Annotated in this window: 17 protein-coding genes; 10 read left to right on the top strand and 7 right to left on the bottom strand. The window is 29.3% G+C overall.

Annotated features, from left to right (window positions below; translation table 11 throughout):
• Positions 1–14 precede the first annotated feature (14 nt).
• Both rodA and mgsA read left to right on the top strand, forming a co-directional pair.
• Positions 15–1133 (top strand): rod shape-determining protein RodA, encoded by a 1119-nt coding sequence (rodA, locus tag OXH55_RS08920; protein WP_268049570.1) that lies wholly within the window; start codon positions 15–17, stop codon positions 1131–1133.
• A gap of 13 nt (positions 1134–1146) precedes the next feature.
• Positions 1147–1521: a methylglyoxal synthase gene (mgsA, locus tag OXH55_RS08915; RefSeq protein WP_268049569.1), complete on the top strand. Its 375-nt coding sequence runs from the start codon at positions 1147–1149 to the stop codon at positions 1519–1521.
• Positions 1522–1626: 105 nt separating this feature from the next.
• On the opposite strand, the gene speD is transcribed toward mgsA, so the two are convergent.
• Positions 1627–2445, bottom strand: a complete 819-nt coding sequence (gene speD / locus OXH55_RS08910; RefSeq protein ID WP_268049568.1) for an adenosylmethionine decarboxylase — start codon at positions 2443–2445, stop codon at positions 1627–1629.
• 212 nt (positions 2446–2657) lie between these two features.
• On the opposite strand from speD, the gene OXH55_RS08905 reads away from it, so the two are divergent.
• Together OXH55_RS08905 and OXH55_RS08900 are read left to right on the top strand one after the other, a co-directional pair.
• Positions 2658–3827 carry an efflux RND transporter periplasmic adaptor subunit gene (locus OXH55_RS08905; RefSeq protein WP_268049567.1) on the top strand — a complete coding sequence of 390 codons (1170 nt, stop codon included), beginning with the start codon at positions 2658–2660 and terminating at the stop codon, positions 3825–3827.
• A gap of 39 nt (positions 3828–3866) precedes the next feature.
• Positions 3867–5075, top strand: coding sequence for an ABC transporter permease (locus OXH55_RS08900; RefSeq protein ID WP_268049566.1), 1209 nt, complete (start codon positions 3867–3869; stop codon positions 5073–5075).
• 101 nt (positions 5076–5176) lie between these two features.
• On the opposite strand, the gene OXH55_RS08895 is transcribed toward OXH55_RS08900, so the two are convergent.
• The 6 genes from OXH55_RS08895 to OXH55_RS08865 form a co-directional block, all read right to left on the bottom strand.
• Entirely contained in the window at positions 5177–6910 is a 1734-nt protein-coding gene (locus OXH55_RS08895) for an NADH-dependent [FeFe] hydrogenase, group A6 (protein WP_268049565.1), read from the bottom strand.
• A gap of 20 nt (positions 6911–6930) precedes the next feature.
• On the bottom strand, positions 6931–8826 hold the full coding sequence (locus OXH55_RS08890) for an NADH-quinone oxidoreductase subunit NuoF (RefSeq protein ID WP_272508996.1): 1896 nt from the start codon (positions 8824–8826) through the stop codon (positions 6931–6933).
• 3 nt (positions 8827–8829) lie between these two features.
• Positions 8830–9318, bottom strand: a complete 489-nt coding sequence (locus OXH55_RS08880) for an NADH-quinone oxidoreductase subunit NuoE family protein (protein WP_268049564.1) — start codon at positions 9316–9318, stop codon at positions 8830–8832.
• A gap of 259 nt (positions 9319–9577) precedes the next feature.
• Positions 9578–10096, bottom strand: a complete 519-nt coding sequence (gene pssA / locus OXH55_RS08875; protein WP_268049563.1) for a CDP-diacylglycerol--serine O-phosphatidyltransferase — start codon at positions 10094–10096, stop codon at positions 9578–9580.
• Between the two features lie 108 nt (positions 10097–10204).
• A complete protein-coding gene (locus OXH55_RS08870; protein ID WP_268049562.1) occupies positions 10205–11623 on the bottom strand; it encodes a HAMP domain-containing sensor histidine kinase in 1419 nt (472 codons plus the stop codon).
• Entirely contained in the window at positions 11620–12309 is a 690-nt protein-coding gene (locus OXH55_RS08865; protein ID WP_268049561.1) for a response regulator transcription factor, read from the bottom strand. The genes OXH55_RS08870 and OXH55_RS08865 overlap by 4 nt, the downstream gene beginning before the upstream one ends.
• Before the next feature lie 215 nt (positions 12310–12524).
• Between OXH55_RS08865 and OXH55_RS08860 the strand changes: the two genes are divergently transcribed.
• The 6 genes from OXH55_RS08860 (at position 12525) to OXH55_RS08835 (ending at position 17505) form a co-directional block, all read left to right on the top strand.
• Complete coding sequence (locus OXH55_RS08860; RefSeq protein ID WP_268049560.1) at positions 12525–13256, top strand: class I SAM-dependent methyltransferase; 732 nt, start codon at positions 12525–12527, stop codon at positions 13254–13256.
• 96 nt (positions 13257–13352) lie between these two features.
• Positions 13353–14048 (top strand): SanA/YdcF family protein, encoded by a 696-nt coding sequence (locus tag OXH55_RS08855; protein ID WP_268049559.1) that lies wholly within the window; start codon positions 13353–13355, stop codon positions 14046–14048.
• Positions 14049–14086: 38 nt separating this feature from the next.
• Positions 14087–14656 carry a tRNA 5-(aminomethyl)-2-thiouridylate-methyltransferase MnmM gene (gene mnmM, locus OXH55_RS08850; protein WP_268049558.1) on the top strand — a complete coding sequence of 190 codons (570 nt, stop codon included), beginning with the start codon at positions 14087–14089 and terminating at the stop codon, positions 14654–14656.
• A 24-nt stretch (positions 14657–14680) separates the two neighbouring features.
• The gene (locus OXH55_RS08845; protein WP_268049557.1) at positions 14681–15790 is read left to right on the top strand and encodes an AI-2E family transporter; all 1110 of its coding nucleotides are present in this window, start codon (positions 14681–14683) and stop codon (positions 15788–15790) included.
• Complete coding sequence (locus OXH55_RS08840; protein WP_268049555.1) at positions 15787–16761, top strand: FecCD family ABC transporter permease; 975 nt, start codon at positions 15787–15789, stop codon at positions 16759–16761. The genes OXH55_RS08845 and OXH55_RS08840 overlap by 4 nt, the downstream gene beginning before the upstream one ends.
• Positions 16762–17505 carry an ABC transporter ATP-binding protein gene (locus tag OXH55_RS08835; protein WP_268049553.1) on the top strand — a complete coding sequence of 248 codons (744 nt, stop codon included), beginning with the start codon at positions 16762–16764 and terminating at the stop codon, positions 17503–17505.
• Positions 17506–17580: the final 75 nt, after the last annotated feature.

Raw genomic sequence — 17580 nt, 5'->3', positions numbered from 1 at the left:
ATGGAGGGATAAAGGTGTTTGAAAAATTAAAGATAAGTAAAAAATTACTGAGAGAATTAGACTATGGAATTATAATTATAACAATTCTTATAGTGTTATTTAGCTGTATTAATATATATAGTGCTACGTTTAGAAGTATGGGAATATTTTTTGCTAAGAGACAATTAATATGGCTTTTTATAGGATGTTTTGTGGTATATGTAATTTTACTAGTTGATTACACTTTAATAGGAAATTATGCTCCTGTAATATATTGGGCAGGAATTATATTGTTAATATTAAATAATTGGGTTCTTGGAAGTGTCCATAAAGGTGCAAATTCGTGGATAAGTATAGGTAGTATATCTATTCAGCCATCTGAATTTGCGAAGCTCGGAATGATAGTAATGTTAGCTAAACAATTAGATGATATGGAAGGAAAGATTAATGAACCTAAAAACTTTTTTAAGTTAATATTTTATGCAGTTTTACCAATGCTTTTAATAGTAATACAACCGGATATGGGAATGACAATGGTAAGCTTTTTTATAGTACTTGGAATATTTTTTATTGCTGGACTTGATTTGAAGGTTATTTTCGGAGGACTAGCTAGTATAGTATGCCTCATTGCAATCATATGGAATTCACCATTAATGAAGACATATTGGAAAGGAAGATTACTTTCATTTTTAAATCCTGAAGCTTATAGTAGAGGATTGGCATTCCAATTAAATCAATCCTTAATGGCTATAGGGTCTGGAAAGATATTAGGAGAAGGTTTTACTCATGGGCTTCAAATAGCGGGTAGTAATGTTCCAGAAGCTCATACAGACTTTATTTTTTCAGTTGTAGGTGACGAATGGGGACTTTTAGGTGCAATATTCTTATTATTTCTTTACGGTATGTTAACATATAAGTTTATAAAAATAGCTAAAGAATCTAAAGATATATTGGGAAGTATAGTAACTGTAGGAGTTATTTCAACATTCTTATTCTCTATATTTCAAAATATAGGAATGACAATTGGACTTATGCCTATTACAGGTATAACTTTACCACTGATGAGTTATGGGGGTAGTTCCGTACTTTCTAGCTTTATGTCTATAGGGCTAGTTTTAAATATAGGTATGCGAAAGAAAAAAATTAACTTTTAGGGGGGGATGTATCATGAAGATAGCATTAATAGCACATGATAACAGAAAGGAAGAATTAATTGACTTAGTTAAGAGGTATAGAAATGTTTTTCAAGAACATGAGCTATTTGCAACAGGCACAACAGGTAAACTTATTGGGGAAAAGGTAGAACTGAATGTATATAGATTCTTGTCTGGTCCTTTAGGTGGAGATCAACAAATAGGAGCAAGAGTTTGTACAGGAAAAATGAACATGATTATTTTCCTAAGAGATCCGCTTACAGCACAGCCACATGAGCCAGATGTTTCTGCGCTTTTAAGGATATGTGATGTTCATGGAATTCCACTTGCTACAAATATAGGATCTGCTGAAGTGTTTGTGAAAGCACTTATGACAAAAAGACAATAAAAGTTAAAATACTAGCTCAGCTTATGTGGTGATTCACAATAGGCTGGGCTAGTATCATTATGATATTAATAATTGTTATATTTTTAATATTAGAAACTATAAAATTTACACATTAGAAATATTTTTACCATAAAATATTTCTGTCATTTCTTTGCTAAGATTATGAATAATATCTTCTCTCTCTTGTTCTGTTAAATGTTCTTCTTTAATTTCAAATAAATAATTATGAAGCTCAAAATCTTTTAGTCTCATTTTTGTATGAAATATATTAGATTGATATATGTTCATATCAATTAAACTGTATTTATCTAATGTTTTTTTAGCAATGAAGTTTTGTATAGAGTTGATTTTATGATCTATAAAATGTTTTTTACCATCAACATCTCTAGTGAATCCTCTAACTCTATAGTCTATAGTAATAATATCTGAATCAAAGCTATCTATTAAGTAATTTAAAGCTTTTAAAGGAGAAATTGTTCCACAAGTAGCAACATCTATATCTACCCTAAAAGTACTTATATCATTTTGTGGATGACTTTCAGGATATGAATGAACTGTTACATGACTTTTATCTAAATGTCCTACTATATTTTCACGAGTTGGAGTTAAAAGTCCTCTATTACAAGATGGGTCAAGTACGTATAAGGGAACTTCTTCCTCTGAAATTAGCAATGTTACGCTTGCTCCTTGAGGATCATAATCTTGTTTAGCTACATTTAGAACACTTGCCCCTATAATTTCTGTAACGTTTGTTAGAATTCTTGTTAGTCTTTCAGAATTATACTGCTCATCAATATATTCAATATATTTTTTTCGATCTTGCTCAGTTTTTGTATAACAAATATCGTAAATGTTAAAACTTAGTGATTTAGTTAAATTATTAAATCCATAAAGCTTTAGTTTATTTTCACTAATCTTTGCCAACGTCATTCCCCTTTTCTAGTGATATTAATAATAAATATTATAATTTATTTTATGCTTCATTCCAATAAAAAATTATAATATGATACAAGGTAATATCAACCAATATAATATTTTATAGTGCTTTATTGGTTTAATTTATACATAAATGAATATATTTAAGTTTTTAGTTAAATCTATTTATGGATATAAAAATATACTTTGAGGAGGAAGCTATGGGAAAGAAGATAGTCACATGGGTGATTATAATTTTAGCCCTAGTAGGAGCTATTGCACTAAGGATTATATCTAAAAACGAAGCTAAATATGTACAGGTAAAAACTAGATTAGTGGAAAAAGGAAATGTGAAATCCTATTTATCATTAACAGGAGATGTTGAGTCTAAAAAAAGTAAAAGTTATTTTGGTACAGGAGGAAAGGTGAAAAATGTAAATGTAGAAGTTGGAGATACTGTTAAAAAGGGAGATGTTTTGATTACATATGATATACCAGATTTAAGTTTACAGGTGAAACAAGCACAAATACAATACGATAATGCGGTACTTAGCCAAAATGATCTGAAAAATAAAAAGAATAAAATTGATAATAAAATAAAGTTATTAGAAGAAGAAATAAAGGCATTAGAAGGAAGTAAAGAGCCACAAGATGAGCAAATACTATTAACTTTAAAGAATCAAAAACAATCTATAACTCCCATATCAGATGATCAGATAAAACAAGGAGAGAATTCTATTTTACTTGCAAAAATAGCTTTAGAATCTGTCCAAAAACAGATTAAGAGTACAAAATATAAAATTATTGCAGAGAACAAGGGAACTGTAACAGAAGTGAATGTTGTGGACGGAGCTGTGGATAATAGAGTTAAACCTGCTGTTAAAGTAGAAGATATAAAAAATTTGAAAGTTGTAGCTTTAGTAGGGAAATATCATGCTGGCAGTGTAAAGGTAGGACAGGAAGTTTTAATAAATAATAAAGGTAAAGAGTATAGGGGAAAGGTTTCATTTGTGAATCCAGCTGCATATAAAACCAGTGTACCGTCAGGGCAAGGTACTTTATTAGGTATAGAAAGTGATATAGAAAGCGATACTTCAGGATTAAAAATAGGATTTGATGTAGATATGGATATTTTACTTTCTGAAATGAAAGATGTTATAAAAATTCCTATTGAAGCGGTTAAAAAGGATACTAATGGAATTGATACTGTATATGTAGTACAAGATAATAAAGCAGTAGAAAAGATTATAAAAACAGGTATTCAATCTGATAGTGAAATTGAGGTTATAGAAGGATTAAAGAAAGGAGAAAAAGTAATTTTAAATCCAGGTAATTCTATAAAAAATGGAACTTTAATTAGAGAGAGTATAGAAAATAATAAAAATATTTAGGAATAAAGTTAGGGTGCTTTCAGAGTAAAGGAGAAAAAGATGAATTTTTTTGAAAATTGCAAAATGGCTTTTGAATGTATAAAAGGTAACAAAATGCGTTCATTCCTTACTATGTTGGGAATAATTATAGGGATTAGTTCGGTAATCGCTATTGTAGCCATTGGTCAGGGGGCAAGAATTGCAATAATTGGACAATTTGAAAAAATTGGAGCGTTTGCAGTAGAAATAAAAGTAAAGTCGTCTGGGGATAAGAGTGATTATTTCACAGTTAAAGATGTTGAAAAAATAAAAGAAGTTTTACAAGATGTAAAATACATAAGTCCTTTATATCAGAAAATGGGAAAAATCAGTTCTGATATAAAAAGTAAAAGAGCTTATATTAGTGGAGGAAATGAAGAACTAGCTTATATAGATAATGAAGAGATTATTTATGGTAGATATTTTAGTAATAAGGAATATTTAGAAGGTAAAGCTGTTGGAGTTTTAAATGAAGAGGCTGCAAAATCACTGTTTGGATATCCAAATGTAGTAGGTAAAACTGTGAAGTTAGGAAATGATTCTATAACTAAAAAAGTTACAATAATAGGAGTAAAAAAAGGTATATCAGGAATTTTGCGAGGGAGAGATAATGATGAACTGCCTGCTTTTGTAAGTATACCAGTAACATTAATGGGGGAGTTGTATCCTTATAGATTTGCTATTGGTAATATAAAAATAGCAGCGTCTTCAAAAGAAGAAACTGAGAATGTTTCAAAAGCAGCTATAGATGTACTAGAGGTAAGACATAATAATAAAGGAAAAGAGATATATAGTGCTGAAAGTATAATGAAACAACTAGAACAAGTGAATAGGGTATTAAGTATATTTACAACTTTTGTAGGAGCTGTTGCTGGTATATCATTAATAGTAGGTGGGATTGGTGTAATGAATATAATGCTTGTATCTGTAACTGAAAGGACACGAGAAATCGGTATAAGAAAAGCATTAGGGGCAACTACTAGTATGATTCTTATACAGTTTCTAACTGAATCTGTAATTATATCCGTGATAGGAGGAACAATAGGAATGATAACAGGAATTGTAGGAGCTGAATTGATTGGAAATGTTGCTGGAATAACTCCTGAATTGTCTACAAAGGTTATAATAGGAACAATTCTATTTTCATCTATTATAGGAATTTTTTTTGGAATATATCCTGCTAAAAAGGCAGCATCACTTAATCCTATAGATGCATTGAGATATGAATAAAGAAATTTAATTATAAATTAAATATATATTTGCTAAAAATAATACCATAATATATAAAATATTATGGTATTATTTTTAAGTTGTAATTTAAATAATAGTTATTAACGTTTTACATAGTAAGTATGAAGAAGCTTATGAGCTTTTTCACCATAAGGTTCACCTAAAAATTCTTTATATAATTTTTGGATAGATGGATTTTCATGAGATTTTCTATATTGCTTATTTTTATCTTCTTTATAAATTGCCTCGATTCTCTTTTGAAGTATTGATGTATCACCATAGATATATGGTTGACCTCCTCCACCAATACATCCACCTGGACATGCCATAATTTCGATTAGATGATAATTTACTTTTCCTTCTCTAATATTGTCAAGTAATTTAACTGCATTTCCAAGCCCATTTGTTACAGCAACATTAATATCCATATCTTTTATTTTAAGAGAAGCTTCTTTAACGCCTTCATAACCTCTTACTGATTTAAATTCTAAAGGTGAACCAGATTCTCCAGTTATCCATTCATAAGCTGTACGAACAGCTGCCTCCATTACTCCACCGGATGCACCGAAAATAACAGCAGCACCTGTAGATTCTCCAATAGGATTATCAAAATCATCATCTTCTAAAGAAACAAAATCAATACCTGCTTCTTTAATCATTTTTGCTAATTCTCTTGTGCTTATTACAACATCTACATCACGTATACCATTTATTTGCATTTCTTCTCTTGAAGCTTCATATTTTTTAGCAAGACACGGCATAACAGAAACTACGACGATGTTTTTAGGGTCTACATTTATTTTTTCAGCAAAGTATGTTTTAGCTATTGTACCGAACATTTGGTGTGGTGATTTGCAGGTGGAAGGAATATCTAATAAATCAGCAAATCGATGTTCGAGTAAATTTATCCAAGCCGGACAACAGCTTGTAAGCATAGGCAGTCTTCCACCATGTTCTAGTCTGTGAATAAATTCAGCAGCCTCTTCCATTATAGTTAAATCTGCACCAAAATCTGTATCAAATACATAATCAAAACCTATAGCTCGAAGTGCAGAAACCATTTTTCCAGTTACTAAAGTTCCAGGTTCTAGACCAAATTCTTCACCAAGTGCTGCTCTTATAGCAGGAGCTGTTTCTACAAGAACAATTTTATCCTTATCATTTATTGCATCCCAAACATTTGGAGTAAAGTTTACTTCTGTTAAAGCAGCAGTAGGACAAACTGCTACACATTGACCACAGAATGTACAATTGCTTTCAGATAAAGACATATTAAATGCAGGTGCTACAACAGTATTAAAACCTCTATTAATTCCACTTAGTACGTTACACATTTGAACCTCGTTACACATTGTTTCACAGCGTCTGCAAACAATACATTTATCCATATTTCTAATTATAGAATAACTTGAATTATCAGTTGGATAAGTAGACATTTTACCTTCATATCTAATCTCACGAACTCCAAGCTCTGCTGCCAAAGATTGAAGTTCACAATTCATATTCTTCTCACATAATAAGCATTCGTGTGGATGGTCTGAGAGAAGAAGTTCTACAACAGTTCTACGAGCTTTTATGGCTCTTATAGAATTTGTTTTAACATTCATACCGTTTACTACTGGAGTTGAACAAGCAGGTGCTAAATTTCTTCTGCCTTCTACTTCTACTACACAAACTCTACAGGAGCCAGGGTCATTTATAGTTCTATCATCGTGAAGTTTAAAATGACATAATGTTGGTATATGAATATTAAGCTTTTCGGCAGCTTTTAATATTGTTGTTCCTTCTTCCACTTGAACTTCTCTATCATTTATAGTTAAAGTTACTAAACTCAAAATTTTCACCTCTTTTTATGTTATTTTTTTATTATTGCGTCAACAGGGCAGACATCATAACAAGTACCGCATTTTATGCATCTTTCCTGATCAATAACATGTTTTTCTTTAACATTTCCAATAATACAGGTTACGGGACATTCTTTTGCACATCTAGTACATCCTATACATTTATCTGTTATTTCAAAGCGTAATAAATCTTTACATACACCAGCAGGACAGTGTTTATCTTTTACATGAGCTTCAAATTCATCTTTAAAGTACTTCATATTACTTAAGATTGGATTTGGTGACGTTTGACCAAGGCCACAAAGTGAAGTATCTTTTACAATTTGACCAAGTTCTTTTAAATTTGTTAAATCTGATTCTGTTCCCTTGCCTTTGGTGATTTTATCTAGTAATTCATAGAGACGAGTGTTACCAATTCTACATGGAGTACATTTTCCACAAGATTCGTCCAAAGTAAATTCAAGATAAAATTTTGCAATGTCAACCATACAGTTATCTTCATCCATAACAATCATACCACCAGAACCCATCATAGAACCTATGTTGTTTAATGATTCATAATCTATAGGAGTATCCAAAAGGGATGATGGAATACATCCACCAGAAGGTCCTCCTGTTTGAACGGCTTTAAAGTTACGGTTATCTTTAATTCCACCGCCAATATCATATATTATTTCTCTTAAAGTTGTTCCCATAGGAACTTCTACAAGACCAACATTATTTATCTTACCTGCAAGAGCAAATACTTTAGTTCCTTTGGAAGTTTCTGTACCGATTGAAGTAAACCAATCTACCCCCTTATTTATTATAGCTGGTATATTAGCAAAGGTTTCAACGTTATTTACACTAGTTGGTTTATTCCAAAGGCCACTCTGAGCAGGGAATGGTGGTTTGTTTGAAGGTTCACCACGATAGCCTTCAACAGAATGGATTAAAGCAGTTTCTTCTCCACATACAAATGCACCAGCACCATATTTTAGTTCAAGATCAAAACTAAAGTTTGTTCCTAAAATATTGTTACCAAGAAGTCCATATTCATGTGCTTGATTTATAGCTATTCTGAGCCTATCTATGGCAAGAGGATATTCTGCTCTTATGTAGATAAAACCTTTAGAAGCTCCTATAGCATAACCGGATATTGCGATGGCTTCAAGAACGCTATGAGGATCACCTTCTAAAATGGAACGATCCATAAAAGCACCTGGGTCACCTTCGTCTGCATTGCAAATAATGTATTTTTGATCAGCATCATATTGTTTTGCAAAAGACCATTTTCGACCAGTAGGGAATCCACCACCACCTCTTCCTCTTAAACCTGAGTCTGAAATTAACTGTATAATTTCATCTTGGTTCATGCTAGTGATTACTTTGCCTAAAGCTAAATATGCTTCAGCACCAATAGCTTCTTTTATATCTTCAGGGTTAATTAGACCGCAATTTCTTAGGGCAATTCTATATTGTTTTTTGTAAAAAGACATTTCATCCTGTCTTTTTACTTTTTGTTTTAGAGTTGGTTCTTCGTATAAAAGTCTCTCTACAATATGTCCTTCTAATAAATGTTGTTCAACTATTTCTTTTACATCCTCAGGTTTAACCTGAACATAGAAAACATTATCTGGGTCTATCTTTACTATAGGGCCCTTTTCACAAAATCCAAAACATCCAGTTATATGAACTGTTACAAGATCTGATAATCCTGAGTTACTAATCTCATTTTTCAGATTTTCTATGATATCATAACTGTTAGAAGCTTTACACCCAGTTCCACCACAAACTAAAATTTCTCTTTTACATTTTTTATTTTCAGTTAGTATTTCTTCATCATGAGATAATTTTCGCATTTTCAAAAGTTCTTTAAATTCATCATGCTTTTTTTGAAGTTCTTCAAAGGAATTAATTTTGTTCAAGTTTTAAACCTCCTCTTCTGAGTATGATTCTAATAATTCTTTTACGTCTTCTTTTTTAAAGTGACCATAAACTTTATCATTAACTGTAACTACAGGAGCAAGACCACAAGCTCCAACACATCTTAGAACTTCAATGGTAAATTTACCGTCTTTAGTAGTTTCACCAGCCTTTATATTTAATTCTCTTTCAAACTCTTCAAGAACTAAATTAGCTCCTTTTACAAAACAAGCTGTTCCCATACAAACATTTATTACATATTTTCCTCTTGGTTCTGTTGTAAAATAGGAATAAAAGGATACTACCCCAAATACTTTGGCCACAGGTACATTCAATTTATAAGCTACATAACTTTGAACGTCTTCTGGAAGGTAACCAAAGATTGCTTGTGCTTTATGAAGTACTTCAATTAAAGCGCTTTGATCATTTGGAACTGTATTAATGAAGTTATCTAACATTTTAAATTTTTCTTCTTTTAAATTATTTGAGCACACTAAATATACCTCCTTATATAAAATTAACCTAAGACTATTGTTAGCAATAAAGCTAGATATTATTAGAAATGTATGTGAAATTTGAACACATTCTGTCATTAGTGAAAGAGAACGTATAGGGGCAAGTAAATAAATGCAGTATATTTCAAAAACAAAAGAGTACCTTAGGTTAACTAAGATACTCTTTTTAATATAAGCTAATTAAATTTTATATATTTCCATATTATCATCTCAAATATGCTCTAATTCAAATAATGTTTTACATCTTTTTAAATTTTAAATTACTTACCATAAGATAAGAGAGAATAATTATTAAAAATATTGTTATTTGAGAAGACATTGTCCTATTTACAGTTAATAGACAATACAAAGCTAATAACATACCCGCAGCAGTTATTGGTATACCTGCAAATGCTCCATCAAAGGATGTAATATTAAATCTTGCAAGTCTATATGCTCCTGCAATAGGAAAAATTAAGACTAAAATATATCCAGCAATACCTAACTGCTGAAAGCTGTTTAAATTAAATACAAGTATTGAAGGAGCTACCCCAAAGGAGATAAGATCAGCTAAAGAATCCAATTCTTTACCTAATTCACTAGAAACATTTAAATATCTTGCTACTCTCCCATCATATCTATCCATTAAGGCTGCTAGTATTATAAAATAGCATGATAACTTATAATTTCCCTGAAAACTCATAATTAAAGATATAATTCCGCAAGCTAAATTGCTTAACGTAAAAGCATTAGGTATGGCATTTTTAATTTTAACCATTATACTTACCCCCTAAATTATCATTACTTTACTATATGATATCAGTTTTATCTTATATAAGCCTTATGGAAATCTTAAAACAACCTTAAATTTAGTGTTTTTTTTTATTTATATATAATTTTTCAAGGTAATGGTAAATTTACATCCCATACTTTTATCAGTTTCTAAATCAATGCTTCCTCCATGTTTTTTTATCAAGGTTTTTGTTATAGCAAGACCTAGTCCTGTTCCACCACTCTTAGAATTTCTAGCGGAGTCTACTCTTACAAAAGGTTCAAAAATATCTTTAGCAAGTTTTTTGGGGATTCCTATGCCGTCATCCTTAATAACAATTTCTACCTTGTCCAATATTTCTCTAACTATTATAGTAAGATTTGTATTAGGCGGATTATATTTAATACTATTTATTATAAGATTGCTTATAGCCCTATCCATACTTTTGGCATTGAAATTTACAAAAATACTTTTTTCTGGTATATCAAAATCATAGTTTATATTTTTTTCTTCCATTTGAGGTATATATGAGGCAATAAGTTCTCTTAAGAACTCACATATATCTCCTTTTCTAAGTTGAAGATTAAAATCTGTATTTTCAAACTTAGAAAATTCAAATAAATCTATAATTAAGTTGTTAGCACGTATACTGTTGTTTTCTATAACAGTTAAATATTTAGTTCTTTCTTCTTCTGATATTTTAGGGTTTTTTATAAGGTAATCCGAATATCCTATGACACTTGCAAGTGGATTTTTAAGATCGTGAGATATATCCATAATAAGTCTTCTTCTGTTTTCTTCTGATTTTTCCTTAAGATCTCTTTGTTCTTCTATTTTTGCTGCCATTAAATTAAAGGCGTCTCTTAGTTCACCAAATTCATTTCGTGATTTCAAATCAATTCTTGTAGAGTAATCTCCAGCGGTAATTCTTTTAACTCCATTTAAAAGAATTTTTAGAGGAGTAACAAAGGTTTTGGAGGTTAATCTTGAATAAAGTAGTATTCCTAATATAAGTGTTATTAGATAAAAGAACAATACAGATTTTAGTAAAAAGCTAGGTTTAATTTTAGATTTTTTATTATATAAGTCTTGCAAATCCTTATTAGGAACAACTGCCACTAGTAAAAAATCTTTATTTTCATTATAGGAAAAACTATATATATATTCATCTTCATATTGATCATTGTTTCTATTATTTATTAGCATTTTATAATATTGTTCTTTTGTATATTTTTTCTTATTTTCAATAGGAGTTCCTTTTCTATATATTACATTTAAATTACTATCAATTATTTCTATAAAACCATTAGCCTTAAGTATATAAGAGGTATCAATGTTTTTATAGTCATCTCTCATTATCTCAGAGGCTATGATCTTTGTTTCATCAACATTTCTAATTGAAATACTGGCAACATAAATTGTTATTATAAAAGTTACTAAAAGAATAAAAGTCATTAAGAAATATAAAAACACATAATTTCTTAAAAGTAAATTGGCTATTTTTCTTTTCCTTTTTTTCTTTTGCTTTTTCATGACTGTACCTTCTCAAATTTATATCCTATACCTCTTACAGTTTTTAGATATTTAGGGGTTTTTGGATTATCTTCAATTTTATCTCTTAAATGGCTAATGTGTACCATTATAGTATTGTCATCACCATAATAAGGTTCTTCCCATACTGCTTCGTATAATTGCTTTTTAGTATATACTTTTCCTGCATTATCCATAAGAAGTTCTAAAATTTTATACTCTTTAGGATTTAATTCTACAAGTTGTTCAAATTTATATAATGTAAAACTTTCTTTGTCAAGTTTTAAATCTCCAATAGTTAGTTGATCATTTAGATGGCCACTTGTATATTTGTAGTACCTTCTAAGTTGGGCAGCTATTCTGGCAATAACCTCTATTGGACTAAATGGTTTTACAATATAATCATCTGCTCCTAAACCAAGACCTAAGATTTTATCGGTATCTTCCACTCTTGCAGTTAAGAAAATAACTGGTATTTCACTAGTTTGTCTTATTTTTTTTATTACTTTGAAACCGTCCATTCCTGGCATCATGACATCAAGTAGAGCTAAGTCTATATCTTGCTCATTAAATATTTTTAGAGCTTGAATACCGTCTTCAGCTTCAAATACTGTATAACCTTCTTTGCTTAAGTGAAGCTCCAAAAGTTCTCTTATATCTTGCTCATCTTCTGCTATTAATATATTCATTTTATTCACCTGCCTATGTGTTTGATAATGTTAGTTATAGTTTAACATTTTACTTTTATAATATAGGAAAAATTTTATTTAGTAAATAGAAAGGATTACTAAGTTATACATTTATTCTAAAAAGCTATAAAGAACATAAATTTAGTCAATAATATATTTAAATGAAGGAGATTTTTTAAAATTTAACATACTTGAAAGGAAATAGGTGCATACTCATGAATTTTTACAAGGAATTAAGTAAGGTATATGATATTGTTTTTCCTAAAAATAAGAATACAGTTAAGTTTTTAAGCGAGGATTTAAGAAAAAATTCAAAAATCATAGATTTAGCATGTGGTACTGGCATATATTCTATAGCTTTAGGAGAACTAGGACATGAAGTTACTGGCATTGATTTAGATGAAAAAATGATAGAAAAAGCTAAATATAAAAAAGGTGATTTAAATATAGATTTTATCAGATATGATATGACAAAAATTAAAGATAAATTTGAAGAGTCAAAATATAATAGAATTTTTTGTATAGGTAATTCATTGGTACATCTCAATACAAAAGAAGAAATTAAAAGCTTAATTAACGACATGTATGGATTACTTAATAGTAATGGTTCTATCGTAATTCAAACAATTAACTATGATAGAATATTGAAGAATAATATAAAATCATTACCTACTATTGATAGAGAGGCGGAGGGGGTTAAATTCATAAGAAAATATAACTACTCAAAGATGGAAGAATTAATTTATTTTGAAACAGAGTTATTAATTTCAAAAGAAGAAAGAGAAGAAAAATATACAAATAGTAGAGCTTTACTGCCTATGAAGAGTAATGAAATTATAAGTATGATAAAAGAAGCAGGATTTTCAGAAATCAATGTATATGGAAGTTTTTTGAAGGAACAATTCAAAAATGATTCTTATGCTTTAGTTATAAAGGCTTTTAAGTAGAACCTTTCTTAAATATTTCTTAACGTATTGAATTATCCTCAAGATATATATTATAGTTATATGTGATATATTCAAAGATAAAGGGAGGGAAAACAAATGATGAAAAAACTAAAAAAATTAATAAGTTTTGCTTTATTAACAATAATTATTGGGGCAGTAACTATATTTTTAATAGATAGTCATGTGAAGAAAGAAGGAGCAAAATATATTGTAAAACCAGAAGCAGCACCAAAGGTTGATGCAGTGCTTGTTCTAGGAGCAGCAGTTTTTAGAGGCGGTATAGTTTCACCAATACTTTCAGATAGATTAGATACAGCATTAGAGTTATATAATAAAAATAAAGCTGATAAATTTTTGTTAACGGGTGATCATGGACAAGTTAATTATGATGAAGTAAATGCAATGAAAAATTATATTGAAGAGCAAAATGTTGAAAGTAAAAATATATTTTTGGATCATGCTGGATTTAGTACATATGAAAGTATGTATAGAGCAAAAGAGATTTTCAAAGTAAAAAAAGTTATTATTGTAACACAAGGTTATCACCTTATGAGATCAGTTTATCTTGCAAGGAAAATGGGGATTGAAGCTTATGGCGTTGCTTCAGATAAGAGACAATATATTAATATGGACAAATATAAAATGAGAGAAGTTGCTGCTAGATGTAAGGATTTTGTGTTTGTAAATATACTTAAACCGGAACCAAAATATTTAGGTAAGACTATACCTATTTCAGGAGATGGAAGAATAACTCATGATAAGTTAGAAGTTAATTCTAAAATTAAAAAGTAAGATTTAATATGTTATAAATTACACTAGGAGCTGATAATATGGACAATAATTATTTGACAAATGCTATGAATTTAGGGAAGGAAATATGTGTTAAAAAATTAAAAAATGGTGATGTAGCTGTAGATGCTACTATGGGAAATGGAAACGATACTGTATTTTTATCCAGGTTAGTAGGGGAAGAGGGGAAGGTATATGCTTTTGATGTTCAAGACAGTGCTATAAAAAATACTAGAGAAAAGCTTAAAAATCATAATATTAATGGACTGGTAGAGCTTATTAATGATGGACATGAAAATATAGATAAATATATAAAAGAAAAAGTTAAAGTTATTATGTTTAATTTAGGATACCTTCCAAGAGCGGAACATAAGGTTACAACAAAGCCGGATACGACTTTAATAGCTATACAAAAGTCATTGGAATTACTACAAAAAAATGGAGTGGTTATATTAGTTATATATCATGGACATGAGGAAGGAAAAGAAGAAAAAACAGTTATTGAAAATTTTGCTAAAAGTTTAAACCAAAAAGAATACAATGTAATTGAGTTGAGTTTTGTAAATCAGATAAATAATCCACCTATACTAGTGGCTATAGAGAAAAGATAAAGAGGGGAAAGGAGAACTTATATTTTGTTATATAATAAAAAAATTCCATATATTAATTTAATATTTGCAGTTGTTGTGTCATTTGTATTGATAAAGATTATAGATAATTATGATTCTGTTTTTTCAGTAATAGATAATTTGATTGCTATTTTATCGCCATTTATTTTTGCTTTTATAATAGCTTATATTTTAAATCCGCTTATGTCATTTCTAGAAAGAAAATTTAAGTTAAAGAGATCTTTAAGTATGGCATTAACGTATGCTCTAATAATTAGTCTAATAGCAGTTTTTACTACTATATTATTACCTAAAATAGCTGCAAATTTAGCTGATTTATTGAAGAACATACCTGAATTTTCTAGACAAACGCAAGCTTGGATAACTAATTTTGTCTCAAAAACGAAATTACTAAATAATATTAGTTCAACAGACTTTTTAAAAAATAAAAATATAACTTCCGTTATTCCAAAGATAACAAATATGCTCATGATATCATTAGATACAATTTTGGCAAAAACTATATCTTTTACAACTTCTCTTATAAATATGATATTCGGATTTATAATATCAATATATATATTATATGATAAAGAGGTTTTTATAAAGACTATAAAGAAGTTTACTTATATTGTTTTAAAGAGAAGAAATGGAGAGAGATTAGTAAAACTTTTAAAAAATATTCATTATATGCTATCTCTTTATATAGGAACAAAAGCTATAGATTCATCAATTATAGCTATAATCTGCTTTGTAGGAATTACATTTTTGAACTCGCCTTATACTTGGTTAATAGCACCAATTGTTGGTATTACAAATATGATACCTTATTTTGGTCCGTTTATAGGAATGATAATAGCTTTTGTAATAAATGTTTTCTTTAATCCTATGAGGGCTGTTAAGGTACTAATATTCCTGTTTTTTCTTCAGCAATTTGATGCATGGTATTTAGATCCTAAGTTAATAGGTGGTAAGGTAGGGCTTAGTCCATTCTTAATAATATTTGCAGTAACTATTGGCGGTAAATTATTTGGAGTTACTGGAATGCTTTTAGCTGTACCTACGATGGCTGTAATAAAAATTTATATAGACAAATATCTTAAAAATCATACTGAAGTGGATTGTGAGAATTCATGAGAAATTCAAATAAAAAATTCTATTCAGTTATTGTAATTTTCATTTTACTCCTTACTATACTTACTATTACAGCTTTGGTATGTGGAAAAGTAAATTTATTTACTCTAAAGAATGAAGTTATTAGAGATACGATTTTAATTAAAATAAGGCTTCCAAGGGTTATATTAGCAATTTCGGCAGGATGTATTTTAGCTGTTAGTGGTGCTGTACTTCAAAGTCTACTTAATAATCCACTTGCAGATTCATATACTTTAGGTATATCTTCAGGAGCTGCTTTGGGAGCTTGCTTAACAATATATATTAATATTGTATTTGAGAAAAATATTCCTATTCAATTTAATGCTATAGTATTTTCTTTATTAGTATTGATATTGGTTATAAAAATTGCAGGATTAAAAGGTAGACTTACAATAACTAATTTGGTTTTGGCTGGTATAATAGTAAGTTCTATCTGTCAGGCTGGAGTAAGTTTTTTTAAGAGTATTGCAGATGAAGATGCAGTATCAATGATTAACTGGCTGATGGGTAATTTAGGGTCTAAAACTATATTTCAAGTACTTATGGTTACTGTAACTGCATTGGTTGGTACAATAATTTGTTTTAAATATTCAAAAGAACTCAATATTATGACAATGGGACGACGAGAAGCTTTATTAGTTGGTGTAAACTATGATTTTATAAATAAATTGTTTTTGATAATATGTGCTTTAATGACTGCTATGTGTGTTTCACTATGCGGAATAATTGGCTTTGTGGGGCTAGTGGTACCTCATCTTACGAGACTTTTAATAGGAGCAGATAATCAAAGAGTTATTCCTGTAAGTGCAATATTAGGTTCTTTATTGCTATTAGGTGCTGATACTCTTACAAGAGTTGTATTAAACCATGAACTGCCAGTTGGTGTTTTAACAACATTAGTTGGAGGACCTTTTTTCTGCTACATATTTATTAAAAGGAAAGAGGTAATATAAATGCTGAAAATAAAGAATTTAGATGTGTATATAGGAAAAAAACAAATACTACATTCAATTAATTTGGAATTTGAAAAAGGAAAAATGTATGGAATTATAGGACCTAATGGTGCTGGAAAGAGTACATTACTTTCTGCTGTAACAAAATTAATCGAAATAAATAAAGGATGTATTTTTTTAGAGGGAAAGGATATACAACTTTATAAATGGAGAGAATTAGCACAAAAGATAGCTCTTATGTCTCAAAATTTTGACGTTAAGTTTCCTTATACAGTGGAACAAATAGTTGCTATGGGTAGATATCCATTTAATAATGGAGTATTAAATGATGAAGATAAAAGAATCATTGAAAAATCAATGAAGGATGCTGATATTTTTCCTATGAGATATAGTAAAATTACAGAACTAAGTGGTGGTGAGCGTCAGAGAGTTCAATTTGCAAAAACTTTATGTCAGAGTACAGAAATAATCTTAATTGATGAGGGTTTTAGTAATATGGATATATATTATCAAGTCAAATTTATAAAATTATTAAAGGAAAAAGCTAAGAATGAAAACAAAATGATTATTTTTATAATGCATGATTTATCTATGGCAAGAAAACACTGTGATGAAATTTTAATACTAAAAGAAGGAACCGTAAACAAATTTGGCAAAAGCGAAGAAGTACTTAACGAAAAAACTTTATTTGAAGTTTTTAAGGTCAAAGGAAGGTTTATACATAACTCCTTAGAATTGGAATAAAAATATAAATGTAAGAAATCTTCAAAGATAAAATAATGGAAAAAATGCTTGACTTAGATAAATAACATGCTTACA

Source organism: Clostridium ganghwense, from assembly GCF_026735165.1.
GTDB classification, from domain to species: Bacteria; Bacillota; Clostridia; order Clostridiales; family Clostridiaceae; genus Clostridium_H; species Clostridium_H ganghwense.
This window is presented reverse-complemented; position numbering and strand designations above follow the sequence as displayed.

Bases quoted from the DNA above. Each gene is read 5' to 3' on its own strand.
- OXH55_RS08900 (WP_268049566.1), top strand. From the start codon at position 3,867: ATGAATTTTTTTGAAAATTGCAAAATGGCTTTTGAATGTATAAAAGGT.
- pssA (WP_268049563.1), bottom strand. From the start codon at position 10,096: ATGGTTAAAATTAAAAATGCCATACCTAATGCTTTTACGTTAAGCAAT.
- OXH55_RS08870 (WP_268049562.1), bottom strand. From the start codon at position 11,623: ATGAAAAAGCAAAAGAAAAAAAGGAAAAGAAAAATAGCCAATTTACTT.
- OXH55_RS08840 (WP_268049555.1), top strand. From the start codon at position 15,787: ATGAGAAATTCAAATAAAAAATTCTATTCAGTTATTGTAATTTTCATT.
- OXH55_RS08865 (WP_268049561.1), bottom strand. From the start codon at position 12,309: ATGAATATATTAATAGCAGAAGATGAGCAAGATATAAGAGAACTTTTG.
- OXH55_RS08860 (WP_268049560.1), top strand. From the start codon at position 12,525: ATGAATTTTTACAAGGAATTAAGTAAGGTATATGATATTGTTTTTCCT.
- OXH55_RS08905 (WP_268049567.1), top strand. From the start codon at position 2,658: ATGGGAAAGAAGATAGTCACATGGGTGATTATAATTTTAGCCCTAGTA.
- mnmM (WP_268049558.1), top strand. From the start codon at position 14,087: ATGGACAATAATTATTTGACAAATGCTATGAATTTAGGGAAGGAAATA.
- mgsA (WP_268049569.1), top strand. From the start codon at position 1,147: ATGAAGATAGCATTAATAGCACATGATAACAGAAAGGAAGAATTAATT.
- OXH55_RS08855 (WP_268049559.1), top strand. From the start codon at position 13,353: ATGATGAAAAAACTAAAAAAATTAATAAGTTTTGCTTTATTAACAATA.
- OXH55_RS08835 (WP_268049553.1), top strand. From the start codon at position 16,762: ATGCTGAAAATAAAGAATTTAGATGTGTATATAGGAAAAAAACAAATA.